This window comes from Haemophilus influenzae (assembly GCF_003494325.1).
GTDB lineage: Bacteria > Pseudomonadota > Gammaproteobacteria > Enterobacterales > Pasteurellaceae > Haemophilus > Haemophilus influenzae_I.
Window position 1 is genome coordinate 173974 of the sequence record NZ_QQIK01000001.1, and the last position, 15004, is coordinate 188977.

Here is a 15004-nt window from a genome sequence, read left to right on the forward strand (position 1 = left end):
AAAAACTCTTTTTCTGTTATACATCTTGTTTAACAAATAGCTAATCATTACTATAGCTAGGTTTTAATTCATCTTTAAACAAAAGGAAAGCAAATGAACAATCTTGAAAAATATCGCCCGTATTTCTTGGCATTTTTACGTATCGTTGTCGCTTATATGTTTATTTTACACGGCACGGCAAAATTTTTGGAATTTCCAATTTCTATGACTGGAGGAAATGGTGCAGTAGGCGATCCAATGCTACTAGTGGCAGGCGTAATTGAAATTGTTGGTTCCATTTTATTAATCTTAGGTTTATTTACACGCCAAGCCGCGTTTATTTTGTCAGGGGAAATGGCATATGCCTATTTCTTTCTCCACGTAGCAGGAAAAGGAAACCTATTTTTCCCAATTGCAAATGGCGGCGAGCTTGCATTACTTTACTCACTTCTCTTTCTATATTTTGTATTTTCTGGCGCAGGTGCTTGTGCTTTAGATAATAAGTTTTTTAAAAAGTAGTTTAGTTGTAGTTTCATAATTTTATCCTTATTTTTGCCCACATTTATGTGGGCTTTTTTATGTCTGAAATTTATCGCATTTTTTACCGCACTTTAAGAAATTATATTTAATCTTTTCTATATTTAAGCAAACGTTTGCGTTATAATTCTCATCGCTTATTTTTAACTATTTAATGAAAGGAAAATACAATGGCAGATCGTCCAATTCGTCAGGCTTTACTGAGTGTGTCTGATAAAACGGGTATTGTAGAGTTTGCTCAAGGTTTAGTTAAACGTGGTGTAAAACTACTTTCAACAGGTGGAACGGCAAAACTTTTAGCACAAAATGGTTTACCTATAATGGAAGTGTCTGATTACACAGGTTTCCCAGAAATGATGGACGGTCGAGTGAAAACCTTACATCCCAAAATACATGGTGGGATTCTTGGTCGTCGTGGTACAGATGATGCCATCATGCAGCAACATGCCATTGAAGGCATTGATATGGTCGTTGTGAATTTATATCCCTTTGCTGCCACTGTGGCAAAACCTGATTGCACTTTGGCTGATGCGGTAGAAAATATCGATATTGGGGGGCCTACAATGGTGCGTTCTGCGGCGAAAAACCACAAAGATGTGGCGATCGTAGTTAATAACAATGATTTCAACGCAATTCTAGCCGAAATGGATCAACATCAAAACAGCCTAACTTTTGAAACTCGTTTTGACCTTGCGATTAAAGCATTTGAACATACCGCGCAATACGATTCTATGATTGCCAACTATTTCGGTCAGCTAGTAAAACCTTATCATATTGCAGAGGAAGAAGAGGCGAATGCGAAGTGCGGTCAATTCCCACGGACTTTAAACCTTAACTTCGTGCGTAAACAAACTATGCGTTACGGCGAAAACGCCCATCAAAATGCGGCATTTTATGTTGATTTAAATGTGAAAGAAGCGAGCGTGGCTACAGCTAATCAACTGCAAGGTAAAGCCTTGTCTTACAATAATATTGCCGACACTGATGCAGCACTTGAATGCGTGAAAGAATTTGACGAGCCAGCTTGCGTAATCGTTAAACATGCCAATCCATGTGGCGTGGCGTTAGGTAAGGATATTTTAGACGCCTATAATCGCGCTTACCAAACCGATCCAACGTCTGCTTTTGGTGGCATTATTGCTTTTAACCGTGAATTAGACGAAAAAACGGCGAATGAAATTGTGGAACGCCAATTCGTTGAAGTGGTTATCGCACCGAAAGTTTCTGCTGAAGCGCAAGAAGTCGTGAAACGTAAGAAAAATGTTCGTTTGCTTGAATGTGGTGAATGGACTTCTCGCTCCGAACGTTTGGATTTCAAACGTGTAAACGGCGGTTTATTAGTACAAGATGCGGATTTAGGTATGGTTGGCGTGGATGATTTAAAAGTCGTGAGTAAACGTCAGCCAACTGAACAAGAATTAAAAGACTTATTATTCTGCTGGAAAGTGGCAAAATTTGTGAAATCGAATGCCATTGTTTACGCCAAAGACAATCAAACTATCGGCATTGGTGCAGGTCAAATGAGCCGTGTGTATTCGGCCAAAATTGCAGGTATCAAAGCACAGGATGAAGGCTTGACCGTGGCAGGTTGTGTGATGGCATCTGATGCGTTCTTCCCATTCCGTGATGGCATTGATGCTGCAGCGAAAGTGGGGATTCAATGTGTGATCCATCCAGGTGGTTCAATGCGCGATCAAGAAGTCATTGATGCGGCGGATGAACATAATATGGTGATGGTATTAACTGGAATGCGACATTTTAGACATTAATTTATCTAACTATCCCCCTCTTTACAAAAGAGGGGGAATTGCAGGTAAAAAATAGCCGTACTTTTTTTAAATTAGGCATACGCAAGGACTACAACATGGACATCCTCATCATCGGAAACGGCGGTCGTGAACACGCCTTGGCTTGGAAAGCTGCACAATCTCCATTAGCAGATAAAGTTTTTGTCGCACCGGGTAACGCTGGTACTGCATTGGAACACAAAGTAGAAAACGTGAATATTTCTGCGACAGATATTCCCGCATTAGTGAAATTTGCTCAAGATAAACAAATTGGATTAACCATTGTTGGTCCTGAAGCCCCCTTAGTGATTGGGGTAGTTGATGCATTTCGTGAAGCTGGATTGAAGATTTTTGGGCCAACTAAAGCGGCTGCGCAATTGGAAGGTTCAAAGGCATTCACTAAAGATTTTCTCGCTCGCCATAAAATCCCAACAGCAGAATATCAAAACTTTACCGAAGTCGAACCAGCATTGGCTTACTTGCGTGAGAAAGGCACACCAATTGTCGTTAAAGCGGATGGTTTGGCGGCGGGTAAAGGCGTAATCGTTGCGATGACATTGCAAGAAGCCGAAGATGCAGTACGTGATATGCTTTCTGGTAATGCCTTTGGCGAAGCAGGCAGCCGAGTAGTGATTGAAGAATTTCTAGATGGCGAAGAAGCAAGTTTTATCGTCATGGTAGATGGTAAAAACGTAGAACCTATGGCGACTAGCCAAGATCATAAACGCGTGGGCGAAAATGATACGGGGTTAAATACAGGCGGTATGGGTGCGTATTCGCCTGCACCAGTAGTAACACCCGAAATTCATAGTCGCATTATGAAGGAAGTGATTTACCCAACCGTTAATGGCATGGCAGCGGAAGGCAATGTTTACACGGGTTTCCTATATGCAGGATTAATGATTATGCCAAATGGGCAGCCGAAAGTGATCGAATTTAACTGCCGTTTTGGCGATCCAGAAACGCAGCCAATAATGCTACGTCTCAAATCAGACCTTGTTGAACTCTGTCTTAAAGCATGTGACGGCAAATTAGATGAAGTAATATCACAATGGGATACACGAGCTTCTTTAGGTATCGTATTGGCTGCAGAGGGATACCCAAAAGATTATCGTAAAGGCGATGAAATCAGCGGATTGCCTAAAAGTGCGGTCAAAAACGAGAAAGTTTTCTTAGCGGGTGTCGCAGAACAAGAAGGCAAGCTAGTCACAAACGGCGGTCGTGTACTTTGTGTGACTGCATTAGGTGAAAGCGTATTTGAGGCACAACAGAAAGCGTTAAAACTGGCTGAGCAAATTCAATGGTCTGGGCGTTTTTATCGTCGAGATATTGGTTACAGGGCTGTGGAACGAGAGTTGCAAAAATAATCCATATCATTATGATGAATTAATTTCATTTAAGTGATGAAAATTTAGGAATGAAATTTTAATTAAATTTTTATCCATAAACAGTTAAACTATCTGCCATAAATTACATAAGAGGAGAACACAATGTTTACAAGAAATATGACTATCGCTGATTACGATCCAGTATTGTGGCAAGCGATCCAAGATGAAAATCGTCGTCAAGAAGAACATATCGAACTCATTGCATCTGAAAACTATGCGAGTCCACGTGTGATGGAAGCGCAAGGTTCACAATTTACTAATAAATACGCAGAAGGCTATCCAGGTAAACGTTATTACGGTGGTTGTGAGTATGCGGACATTGTGGAACAGTTAGCAATTGACCGTGCGAAAGAATTATTTGGTGCAGATTACGTGAATGTTCAACCGCACTCTGGTTCACAAGCAAACGCTGCAGTGTATGGTGCATTGATTAATGCAGGCGATACTATTTTAGGTATGGATTTGGCTCACGGTGGGCACTTAACTCACGGTGCAAAAGTCAGTTTCTCTGGCAAAATTTATAACTCTATACTTTATGGAATTACTGCGGATGGCTTAATTGATTATGAAGATGTTCGTCAAAAAGCATTAGAATGTAAACCAAAACTTATCGTTGCGGGTTTCTCGGCTTATTCACAAGTTGTGGATTGGGCGAAAATGCGTGAAATCGCAGATGAAGTTGGTGCATATTTATTTGTGGATATGGCGCATGTAGCAGGATTAATTGCAGCGGGTTTATATCCAAATCCACTACCGCATGCACATGTTGTGACAACAACAACTCACAAAACATTGGGCGGTCCGCGTGGTGGTTTAATTCTTTCATCTTGTGGCGATGAAGAAATCTACAAAAAATTACAATCATCCGTATTCCCTGCAAATCAAGGTGGTCCATTAGTTCATATTATTGCGGCAAAAGCAGTTTGCTTTAAAGAAGCATTAGAGCCTCAATATAAAGAATACCAAGCAAATGTAATCAAAAATGCAAAAGCAATGGTTGAAGTATTTAAACAACGTGGTTATGACGTTGTGTCAAATGGTACTGAAAACCACTTGTTCTTAGTAAGTTTCATTAAACAAGGATTAACAGGTAAAGCAGCTGATGCGGCATTAGGCAAAGCAAATATTACCGTGAATAAAAATGCAGTACCAAACGATCCGCAAAAACCATTTGTTACTTCTGGCATCCGTGTAGGTACACCATCTGTGACTCGTCGTGGTTTCAATGAAAATGATGTGCGTGAATTAGCTGGCTGGATGTGTGATGTTTTAGATGCTTTAGGCAAAGAAAATGAAGAACAAGTGATTGCTGAAACTAAAGAAAAAGTATTAGCAATTTGTAAACGTCTTCCAGTTTATCCGAAATGATTTATTTTCTTTCGTTGATTATATGTTTAGCGGCGATTAATATCGCCGCTTATTTTTTATGGGAAATTATATGACTTATATTGTTGGCTTAACTGGTGGCATTGGTAGTGGTAAAACAATGATTGCTAATTTATTTGCCGATCTTGGCGTACCTCTAGTGGATGCGGATGTGGTTGCTAGAGAAGTCGTTGCGAAAGATTCCCCCTTATTGTCAAAAATTGTTGAACATTTTGGGGCTCAAATTTTAACGGAACAAGGCGAGCTTAATCGCGCGGCTTTACGAGAGCGAGTGTTTAACCATGATGAAGATAAATTGTGGTTAAATAATCTTTTACATCCCGCTATTCGTGAACGAATGAAACAAAAATTAGCTGAACAAACTGCGCCTTACACATTATTTGTCGTCCCTTTATTAATAGAAAATAAATTGACCGCACTTTGTGATCGTATTTTGGTGGTGGATGTGAGTCCACAAACTCAACTTGCTCGTTCAGCTCAACGAGATAACAATAATTTTGAGCAAATTCAACGAATTATGAATTCTCAAGTTTCTCAACAAGAGCGTTTAAAATGGGCGGATGATGTGATTAACAATGATGCTGATCTGGCCCAAAACTTACCGCACTTGCAGCAAAAGGTGCTAGAATTGCACCAGTTTTATTTACAACAAGCGGAAAATAAAAATGCCTGACGAAATGATTGAAGTACCTTGTCCGATTTGCCAAAAATCGGTGCCTTGGATAAATGAAAGTACTTTTCGACCTTTTTGTAGCAAACGTTGCCAGTTAATCGATCTTGGCGAATGGGCGGCTGAAGAAAAAGCGATTCCAAGTGATACTGCTGATTTTGCAATGGATCCAAATGTGAGTGACGAATGGAGCATTAAATAGAGATTAACCGATAGGAAACCCTATCGGTTAATTTTTATAAGTGCGGTGCTTTTTTTGAGGATTTTTCCTAAAAATGCTATGCTAAACGTAATTTTATTATTCTAAAATGTGATTTTTATGCAACAAGATTATTTAAGCCAACAACGATTCTCCGCTCTTCCTCTACACCCGATTGTACGAGATGCTTTGGCAAAAAAAGGCTTTGATTTTTGTACCCCAATTCAGGCTTTATCCTTGCCTATCAGTTTAAATGGACGAGATGTCGCAGGACAAGCTCAAACTGGTACAGGCAAGACAATGGCTTTTTTAACGGCTACTTTTCACCATCTTTTAACTCACCAAGATCCTAATCTTAAATATCCTCACCCAAGAGCTTTGATTTTAGCACCTACTCGAGAATTAGCGGTACAGATTAGTAATGACGCAGAATTTCTTGCAAAAGCGAGTGGATTAAAGACCGCACTTGCCTATGGTGGCGATGGTTATGATAAACAACTACAAGTGATTGAGCGTGGCGTCGATATTTTGATTGGTACGACGGGGCGAGTCATTGATTATGTGAAACAAGGCGTAATTGGTTTAGATGAAATCCAAGTTGTCGTGCTAGATGAAGCAGATCGAATGTTTGATCTTGGGTTTATCCGTGATATTCGTTATTTATTGCGTAAATGCCCCGCTCCGCAAGCTCGTTTAACGATGTTATTTTCAGCGACGCTTTCTTATAAAGTGCGTGAATTAGCATTTGAAGATATGAATGAACCTGAATATATTGAAATTGAACCAGAACAAAAAACAGGGCACCGAATTAAAGAAGAACTTTTTTATCCATCTAATCAGGATAAAATGGCACTTCTCTTAACCTTAATGGAAGATGAATGGCCTGAACGCTGTATTGTATTTGCGAATACGAAACATCGTTGTGAAGAAATTTGGGGCTATTTGGCGGCTGATGGGCATCGTGTCGGTTTACTGACTGGCGATGTAGCACAGAAAAAACGTTTATCGTTATTAAAACAATTTACTGATGGTGATTTGGATATTTTAGTGGCAACAGATGTGGCCGCTCGTGGCTTGCATATTTCTGATGTGACGCATGTTTTCAATTATGATTTACCCGATGATCGAGAAGATTATGTTCACCGAATCGGTCGCACTGGACGAGCAGGGGAAAGTGGTGTTTCGATTAGTTTCGCTTGCGAAGAATATGCGATGAATTTACCAGCAATTGAAGAATATATTGGCCATTCTATCCCTGTGAGCCAATATGAAACAGAAGCCTTGCTTGAACTGCCGAAACCGTATCGGTTGAAACGTGCGGTGCCACCGCAAGGACATACAAGACATCGTTCTTATCACACAAAATAGGTGGGCTTCAGTCCACGCGTTTATTTAATGATGAAAAGTGCGGTTAATTTTGACTGCATTTTATATTCCTATTTTTTATATCCTCCTTTGTTCATCATTCATCTTGTGGGTTTACGGCTTACCTACAGATAAGTATTGTTACGTTTTTTGTTTTTTAACTTGCCAAAAAACAAAAAATAAATAAAATGAACGCTCATTCATTTTTTGAGCAATTATTGCTCCTTATTTTACTCAAGGATCTTATGCGACAAGCTAAAACAGACTTAGCTGAACAGATTTTTTCAGCGACAGATCGTTTAATGGCAAAAGAAGGGTTGAATCAACTTTCTATGCACAAACTTGCGAAAGAAGCAAATGTGGCCGCAGGAACGATTTACCTTTATTTTAAAAACAAAGATGAGTTGCTTGAACAATTTGCACACAGAGTGTTTTCAATGTTTATGGCAACGCTTGAAAAAGATTTTGATGAAACTAAGCCTTTTTTCGAACAGTATCGACAAATGTGGAAAAACATTTGGTATTTCTTACAAGAAAATCCCACTATCTTATCCAATTTAAAGCAATATGAATCTTTGCCGAATTTCAAAGATATTTGTAAAAACATTAAAAATTGCCGTTGGGATTTATTTTGTCATCAAGCACAAAAAGCTGGCCTATTAGCGGAATTATCTGAAGATATTCTCTTTTTATTAAGTTTGAAAACGGCGATAAATTTAGCCTCTGATGCAAAATTTATCGATTTCGATCTTAAGCCTGAAATTTTAGAATCTGTGATTGAACGCTCTTGGCGTGCGATTCAGAAATAATTGTTGTTATTTTTATAACGGAGCTTTAAACATGAGTCAAACTCAACATCAAAGACCAAAACGCTCACATATTTTCTTGATGAAAATAATTTTAGTGGTATTTGTCTTAATTTTTGTCGGTGTCATCGGTTTTAATATGATAAAAGGCGTAATGATAAGCCGAGCCATTGCAGGAATGCCAGAATCTTCAAGCCCAGTAACCGCACTTGAAGTTCAACCGCGTGAATGGACGCCAGTTATTAACACAACAGGTCTTGTGCGTGCAAATCAAGGCGCAATGCTCAGTACACAAAATGCGGGCGCGGTTTCACAAGTACTTGTTCAAAATGGACAAAATGTGAAAAAAGGTGAGGTGCTTGTGGAGCTTGATAGTTCTGTTGAACGAGCTAATCTACAAGCTGCTCAGGCACAATTATCAGCACTTCGTCAAACTTACCAACGTTATGTGGGTTTATTAAATAGCAATGCTGTATCACGTCAAGAAATGGATAACGCAAAAGCGGCTTATGATGCTCAAGTAGCTAGTATTGAATCTCTAAAAGCAGCAATTGAACGTCGTAAAATTGTTGCGCCATTTGATGGCAAAGCAGGTATTGTGAAAGTAAATGTGGGTCAATATGTGAATGTTGGAACAGAAATTGTGCGTGTAGAAGATACTAGCTCAATGAAAGTGGATTTTGCTCTTTCACAAAATGATTTAGATAAATTACATATCGGTCAACGCGTTACAGCGACAACAGATGCTCGCTTGGGCGAAACATTTTCAGCTCGAATCACGGCGATTGAACCTGCCATTAATTCATCAACAGGTTTAGTTGATGTTCAGGCTACTTTTGATCCTGAAGATGGGCATAAATTGCTTTCAGGTATGTTCTCTCGCTTACGCATTGCACTTCCAACTGAAACAAATCAAGTTGTCGTTCTACAAGTAGCTATTAGCTACAATATGTATGGCGAAATTGCCTATTTACTTGAACCATTATCTGAAGAAGAAAAAGGAAAAATGTCAGGTAATGAAAAATTGGATCGTCTCTATCGTGCGAAACAGATCACCGTATTTACTAAAGATCGTCAAGGTGTTTATGCTCAATTACAGGGAAATGAAGTTAAAGCGGGAGATAAAATTATTACAGGCGGTCAGCAAGGTATTGGTAATGGAAGTCTTGTGGAATGGATTAAAAAAGATATTGTGGGTGCAGTAGAGCCTGCACATAAAACACCACTTTAATGTATGAGGAAATCCGAATGAAATTTACCGATATATTTATTCGTCGTCCTGTTTTAGCAGTTTCAATTAGTTTGTTAATGATTATTTTAGGGTTGCAAGCAATCTCGAAATTGGCAGTGCGTGAATACCCTAAAATGACTACTACAGTCATTACAGTGAGTACCGCATATCCAGGGGCAGATGCGAATTTAATCCAAGCATTTGTTACGTCAAAATTGGAAGAATCTATCGCGCAAGCCGATAATATTGATTATATGTCTTCGACTAGTGCGCCTAGTAGTTCGACTATTACAATAAAAATGAAATTAAATACCGATCCTGCAGGCGCGTTAGCAGATGTGTTAGCCAAAGTGAATGCAGTAAAGTCAGCATTACCAAATGGTATTGAAGATCCTAGTGTATCCTCTTCTTCAGGTGGGAGCGGTATTATGTATATCAGTTTCCGATCTAAAAAACTAGATTCTAGTCAGGTAACTGATTACATCAATCGTGTAGTCAAACCACAGTTGTTTACCATTGAAGGTGTTGCCGAAGTACAGGTATTTGGTGCAGCTGAATATGCATTACGTATTTGGCTTGATCCACAAAAAATGGCAGCTCAAAATCTTTCTGTGCCAACAGTGATGTCTGCGCTTTCTGCAAATAATGTACAAACGGCTGCGGGGAACGATAATGGCTATTATGTGAGTTATCGTAATAAAGTGGAGACTACAACGAAATCAGTGGAACAACTCAGCAACTTAATTATTTCATCAAATGGCGATGATTTAGTGCGTTTGCGTGATATTGCAACCGTTGAATTAAATAAAGAAAGTGATAATTCGCGTGCTACGGCAAATGGCGCAGAGTCCGTTGTGTTAGCCATCAATCCAACCTCAACAGCAAACCCTTTGACTGTCGCAGAAAAAATTCGCCCTTTATATGAAAGTATAAAAACACAACTGCCAGACAGTATGGAAAGCGATATTCTTTATGACCGCACTATTGCCATTAATAGCTCTATTCACGAGGTCATAAAAACTATTGGTGAAGCTACTTTGATCGTTTTAGTAGTAATTTTAATGTTTATCGGTTCGTTCCGTGCCATTTTAATTCCAATATTGGCTATTCCAATTTCTCTTATTGGCGTATTAATGCTGCTACAAAGTTTCAACTTTTCTATTAATTTAATGACCTTGCTTGCTTTAATTCTTGCCATAGGTTTAGTCGTAGATGATGCTATTGTGGTGCTGGAGAATATTGATCGTCATATTAAAGCGGGAGAAACGCCATTCCGAGCAGCAATTATTGGTACGCGTGAAATTGCAGTCCCTGTTATTTCTATGACTATCGCATTGATCGCAGTTTACTCACCAATGGCTTTAATGGGCGGCATTACCGGCACATTGTTTAAAGAGTTTGCTTTAACCCTTGCTGGTGCAGTATTTATTTCTGGTGTTGTGGCATTAACGTTATCGCCAATGATGAGTAGTAAGTTACTCAAATCCAATGCTAAACCAACATGGATGGAAGAACGCGTAGAACATACCTTAGGTAAAGTAAATCGTGTTTACGAATACATGCTTGATCTCGTTATGCTCAATCGTAAATCAATGCTGGCTTTTGCGGTCGTGATTTTCTCAACGCTCCCATTTTTGTTTAATTCACTTTCTAGTGAATTAACGCCAAATGAAGATAAAGGCGCATTTATTGCAATTGGTAACGCGCCATCTAGCGTAAATGTGGATTACATTCAAAATGCAATGCAACCATATATGAAAAATGTAATGGAAACACCCGAAGTCTCTTTTGGTATGAGCATTGCTGGTGCGCCAACTTCTAATAGCTCGTTAAATATCATCACATTAAAAGATTGGAAAGAACGTTCACGTAAACAATCTGCAATAATGAATGAAATTAATGAAAAAGCAAAATCAATTCCAGAAGTGTCAGTATCAGTATTTAACATTCCTGAAATTGATACAGGGGAACAAGGCGCTCCAGTCTCTATTGTATTGAAAACTGCACAAGATTATAAATCTTTGGCAAACACCGCAGAGAAATTCCTCAGTGCGATGAAAGCCTCTGGCAAATTTATTTATACAAATTTAGATTTGACCTATGACACGGCGCAAATGACAATTTCAGTAGATAAAGAGAAATCTGGTACTTATGGCATCACGATGCAACAAATCAGTAATACTTTAGGGAGTTTCTTATCTGGTGCGACAGTTACGCGTGTGGATGTGGATGGACGCGCTTATAAAGTCATTTCGCAGGTAAAACGAGATGATCGCTTATCGCCAGAAAGTTTCCAAAATTATTATTTAACTGCATCTAATGGTCAATCAGTGCCATTAAGTAGTGTTATTAGTATGAAATTAGAAACTCAGCCAACATCATTACCGCGTTTCAGTCAGTTAAATTCGGCTGAAATCAGTGCTGTACCAATGCCAGGTACATCAAGTGGTGATGCCATTGCTTGGCTTCAACAACATGCAACGGACAATTTACCACAAGGCTATACGTTTGATTTTAAATCTGAAGCACGTCAATTAGTCCAAGAAGGCAACGCATTAGCCGTCACTTTTGCATTGGCTGTTATCATCATATTCTTGGTACTTGCCATTCAGTTTGAATCTATACGTGACCCAATGGTAATTATGATTTCCGTACCATTAGCCGTAAGTGGTGCATTGGTGAGCTTAAATATTTTATCCTTCTTTAGCATCGCAGGAACAACATTAAATATCTACTCTCAAGTTGGGTTGATTACTCTCGTGGGATTAATCACCAAACACGGTATCTTAATGTGCGAAGTGGCAAAAGAAGAACAGCTAAACTATGGTAAAACTCGTATTGAGGCAATCACTCACGCGGCAAAAGTGCGTTTGCGTCCAATTCTAATGACAACTGCTGCAATGGTAGCTGGCTTAATTCCATTACTCTATGCAACAGGTGCAGGAGCGGTATCTCGCTTTAGTATTGGGATAGTGATTGTAGCGGGATTATCCATTGGTACTATTTTCACCTTGTTCGTCTTGCCTGTGGTATATAGCTATGTCGCAACTGAACACAAACCATTACCGGTTTTTGATGAAAATAAAACAACCCACTAATTAAAACATAGAAAAAACAAACCGCACTTAGGTTATCTTACGTAATTTGTACTTATAAATAGTTGTTTTATCCAACTTTTTTGAGCATAACCTGTATAAGTGCGGTATTTTTTTATTCTGTTAATTATATAAATAATCCACTTATGTTAGTCTTTATTTAAAGACTATTTTTCAGTAAACTTAGCGAATTTTGTTGAATTATTAAAATTATCACTTCAAATCTAGGAATTTATTGTGGCACATCGAGATTTTGCTGCGCGTCGTAGCTCAAATAATAAGAAAAAAAATAAGAAAAAGAATACAAATGTCTTGATTTTTCTTGCTTTATTTATTGTTCTAGTTTTTGTTGTTGGACTTTATTTGTTGAAAAATAAGAACAGTAAGGTAAGCGTGCAGCAAGCTATAACACAACAGGAAAAAGCTCAACCTAAAAGTGTGTTACCTAATCGTCCAGAGGAAGTGTGGAGTTATATTAAAGCCTTAGAAACGCGTACTGTACCTGTAGATAATAATCCAGCGAGTGTAGAACAAAATATGCGTTTAACAGAAGAACAACGTCAAGTTTTAATTCAAATAGAAAGAGATCAAAAAGCGGCTGATGAAGCTAGAAAACTGGCTGAGCAACAGAGAATAGAAGATGCAACGAGAACTCAATCCAAAAAAACGGAAGATATGAAAAATACAGAGGCAGAAATCGTAAAATCGGAATCAATTAAAAAGCAAGACTCACAGAAAATTGAAAGCGCAAAAAAAGTAGAACAAATAAAAACGGTTAATAATGTACGGGATAGCAAGAAATTTGGTTTACAATGCGGTGCTTTCAAAAATCGAGCGCAAGCTGAAAATTTGCAAGGTCGTTTACAGATGACAGGATTAAATGCTCAAATACAAACTAACGGCGAATGGAACCGTGTTCGTGTAGCAAGTTTTGATACTCGAGAGCTTGCAGTACAGGCGCAAAGTAGAGCTAAAACTGTTACCGATTGTGTTGTGATTGGTATGTAATATATATTTATTTTAATGCTGAGTACCAAAAGGTGGTTTTGCAAACCAAATCACAATAAGCAATCCTAAGAATCCCATAGCTGATAACCAAAATATTTCATTTGCGCCAATAATAAATCCTTGCGATGTTATTTGTTGAGCGAGGTAAGCTGAAGTTTGCGTATCACTTAAACCAAATTGATTCATTTGATGGTAAAAACTTTGGGAAATTGGGTTATAAGGATTAATGTGTTCTGTTAATTGAGTGTGGTGAACAGCTTCACGATTATACCACATAAATGTGGTCAAAGATGTTCCTACAGAACCCGCTAAAGTTCTCAAGAAGTTAAATAAGCTAGAGGCTGAAGCCATTTTATGCGCAGGCAAGCCAGACAGCGTTATTGTAGTAAGTGGCATAAAGAAACAGGACACCGCTAAACCTTGCACTAATTGTGGTAAAGCTACATCAACAAATGTCATTGATGGCTCGAAAGTTACCGCTCGCCAATAAAATGTTATTGCATATACAATAAAGCTTATCGTCACTAAAATTCGCATATCGATCTTATAACCGAAACGCCCAATAATCGGTGAAAGCAAAATTGGGAATAATCCAACTGGGGAAGCCGCAAGCCCTGCCCACGTCGCGGTGTAATGGAAGACTTGTTGTAGCAAGAGCGGAATTAATACCACAGAACCTAGATAAATCAAAAAGGCTAAACTAGTACATAAACACCCTACGCTAAAATTACGAGAATGGAAAAGCGAAATATCCACTACAGGATTGTCATCTGTCAATTCCCAAATAACCAAGGCAATCAGACAAACGACAGCCACAACGGCTAATATAATGATTTCATTAGAATTAAACCAATCTTGCTCACGACCCTGATCAAGCATTAATTGCAAACATCCCACGCCTAAGACAAGTAAAACTAAACCGACTTTATCAATAGGTTGATGAACAATTTCACTTTCTCTGCTTCCCAAAATCTTCCAGCTGATTAGCACAACTAACAAACCGATCGGAACATTGATAAAAAAGATCCATCCCCAATGGATATTATCGCTAATCCATCCGCCTAAAATTGGGCCAAAAATAGGCGCAACCACAATAGTCATTGACCAAAATGCCAATGCCATTCCGCGTTTTTCTGGTGGATAATTATTTAATAATAAACTTTGCGAAAGAGGGATCACTGGACCTGCGACAGCACCTTGAATGACTCGGTAAATAATTAATGCTTCAAGGCTATCCGCAATCCCACAGAGCCAAGAAGAGACAACGAATAAAAAAGTTGAGACTAAAAATAACCGCACTTCGCCAAAACGTTTTGCTAACCAACCCGTTATTGGAATAGAAATCGCATTTGCCACACCAAAAGAAGTAATTACCCACGTACCTTGACTAAAAGATGCGCCAAGATCGCCCGCAATAGTAGGAATTGCCACATTTGCAATGGTAGAATCTAATACCTGCATAAAGGTGGCAAGAGATAAAGCCAGCGTTAATAAAATCAGGGCACCACCTTGAATAGGCGGGAATTTTTTTGCGGAATTGTCCATAACGCCGC

The 15004-nt window shown here is 38.8% G+C and carries 12 protein-coding genes; 11 read left to right on the top strand and 1 reads right to left on the bottom strand.

Annotated elements, in window-relative coordinates:
• Positions 1 to 93 precede the first annotated feature (93 nt).
• The 11 genes from DV356_RS00930 to ftsN all read left to right on the top strand — a co-directional run bounded on the left by DV356_RS00930 (position 94) and on the right by ftsN (position 13451).
• Positions 94 to 498 (top strand): DoxX family protein, encoded by a 405-nt coding sequence (locus tag DV356_RS00930; protein ID WP_005631262.1) that lies wholly within the window; start codon positions 94 to 96, stop codon positions 496 to 498.
• A gap of 188 nt (positions 499 to 686) precedes the next feature.
• Positions 687 to 2285 (top strand): bifunctional phosphoribosylaminoimidazolecarboxamide formyltransferase/IMP cyclohydrolase, encoded by a 1599-nt coding sequence (gene purH / locus DV356_RS00935; RefSeq protein ID WP_118806400.1) that lies wholly within the window; start codon positions 687 to 689, stop codon positions 2283 to 2285.
• 95 nt (positions 2286 to 2380) lie between these two features.
• The gene (gene purD, locus DV356_RS00940; RefSeq protein ID WP_118806401.1) at positions 2381 to 3670 is read left to right on the top strand and encodes a phosphoribosylamine--glycine ligase; all 1290 of its coding nucleotides are present in this window, start codon (positions 2381 to 2383) and stop codon (positions 3668 to 3670) included.
• Positions 3671 to 3793: 123 nt separating this feature from the next.
• On the top strand, positions 3794 to 5059 hold the full coding sequence (gene glyA, locus DV356_RS00945) for a serine hydroxymethyltransferase (RefSeq protein ID WP_118806402.1): 1266 nt from the start codon (positions 3794 to 3796) through the stop codon (positions 5057 to 5059).
• A 70-nt stretch (positions 5060 to 5129) separates the two neighbouring features.
• Complete coding sequence (gene coaE, locus DV356_RS00950) at positions 5130 to 5750, top strand: dephospho-CoA kinase (protein WP_048955014.1); 621 nt, start codon at positions 5130 to 5132, stop codon at positions 5748 to 5750.
• Complete coding sequence (yacG, locus tag DV356_RS00955; RefSeq protein ID WP_005651442.1) at positions 5743 to 5949, top strand: DNA gyrase inhibitor YacG; 207 nt, start codon at positions 5743 to 5745, stop codon at positions 5947 to 5949. Before coaE ends, yacG begins: the two co-directional genes overlap by 8 nt.
• A 117-nt stretch (positions 5950 to 6066) precedes the next feature.
• Complete coding sequence (gene rhlB / locus DV356_RS00960) at positions 6067 to 7314, top strand: ATP-dependent RNA helicase RhlB (protein WP_162790433.1); 1248 nt, start codon at positions 6067 to 6069, stop codon at positions 7312 to 7314.
• Between the two features lie 242 nt (positions 7315 to 7556).
• Complete coding sequence (acrR, locus tag DV356_RS00965; RefSeq protein WP_032824449.1) at positions 7557 to 8120, top strand: efflux transporter AcrAB transcriptional repressor AcrR; 564 nt, start codon at positions 7557 to 7559, stop codon at positions 8118 to 8120.
• A gap of 31 nt (positions 8121 to 8151) precedes the next feature.
• Positions 8152 to 9348, top strand: a complete 1197-nt coding sequence (acrA, locus tag DV356_RS00970) for a multidrug efflux RND transporter periplasmic adaptor subunit AcrA (RefSeq protein ID WP_192882142.1) — start codon at positions 8152 to 8154, stop codon at positions 9346 to 9348.
• 17 nt (positions 9349 to 9365) lie between these two features.
• Complete coding sequence (acrB, locus tag DV356_RS00975; RefSeq protein WP_192882143.1) at positions 9366 to 12446, top strand: multidrug efflux RND transporter permease subunit AcrB; 3081 nt, start codon at positions 9366 to 9368, stop codon at positions 12444 to 12446.
• 234 nt (positions 12447 to 12680) lie between these two features.
• Positions 12681 to 13451 carry a cell division protein FtsN gene (gene ftsN / locus DV356_RS00980; protein WP_015701921.1) on the top strand — a complete coding sequence of 257 codons (771 nt, stop codon included), beginning with the start codon at positions 12681 to 12683 and terminating at the stop codon, positions 13449 to 13451.
• Positions 13452 to 13463: 12 nt separating this feature from the next.
• On the opposite strand, the gene DV356_RS00985 is transcribed toward ftsN, so the two are convergent.
• On the bottom strand, positions 13464 to 14996 hold the full coding sequence (locus DV356_RS00985) for a DHA2 family efflux MFS transporter permease subunit (RefSeq protein WP_005690551.1): 1533 nt from the start codon (positions 14994 to 14996) through the stop codon (positions 13464 to 13466).
• Positions 14997 to 15004: the final 8 nt, after the last annotated feature.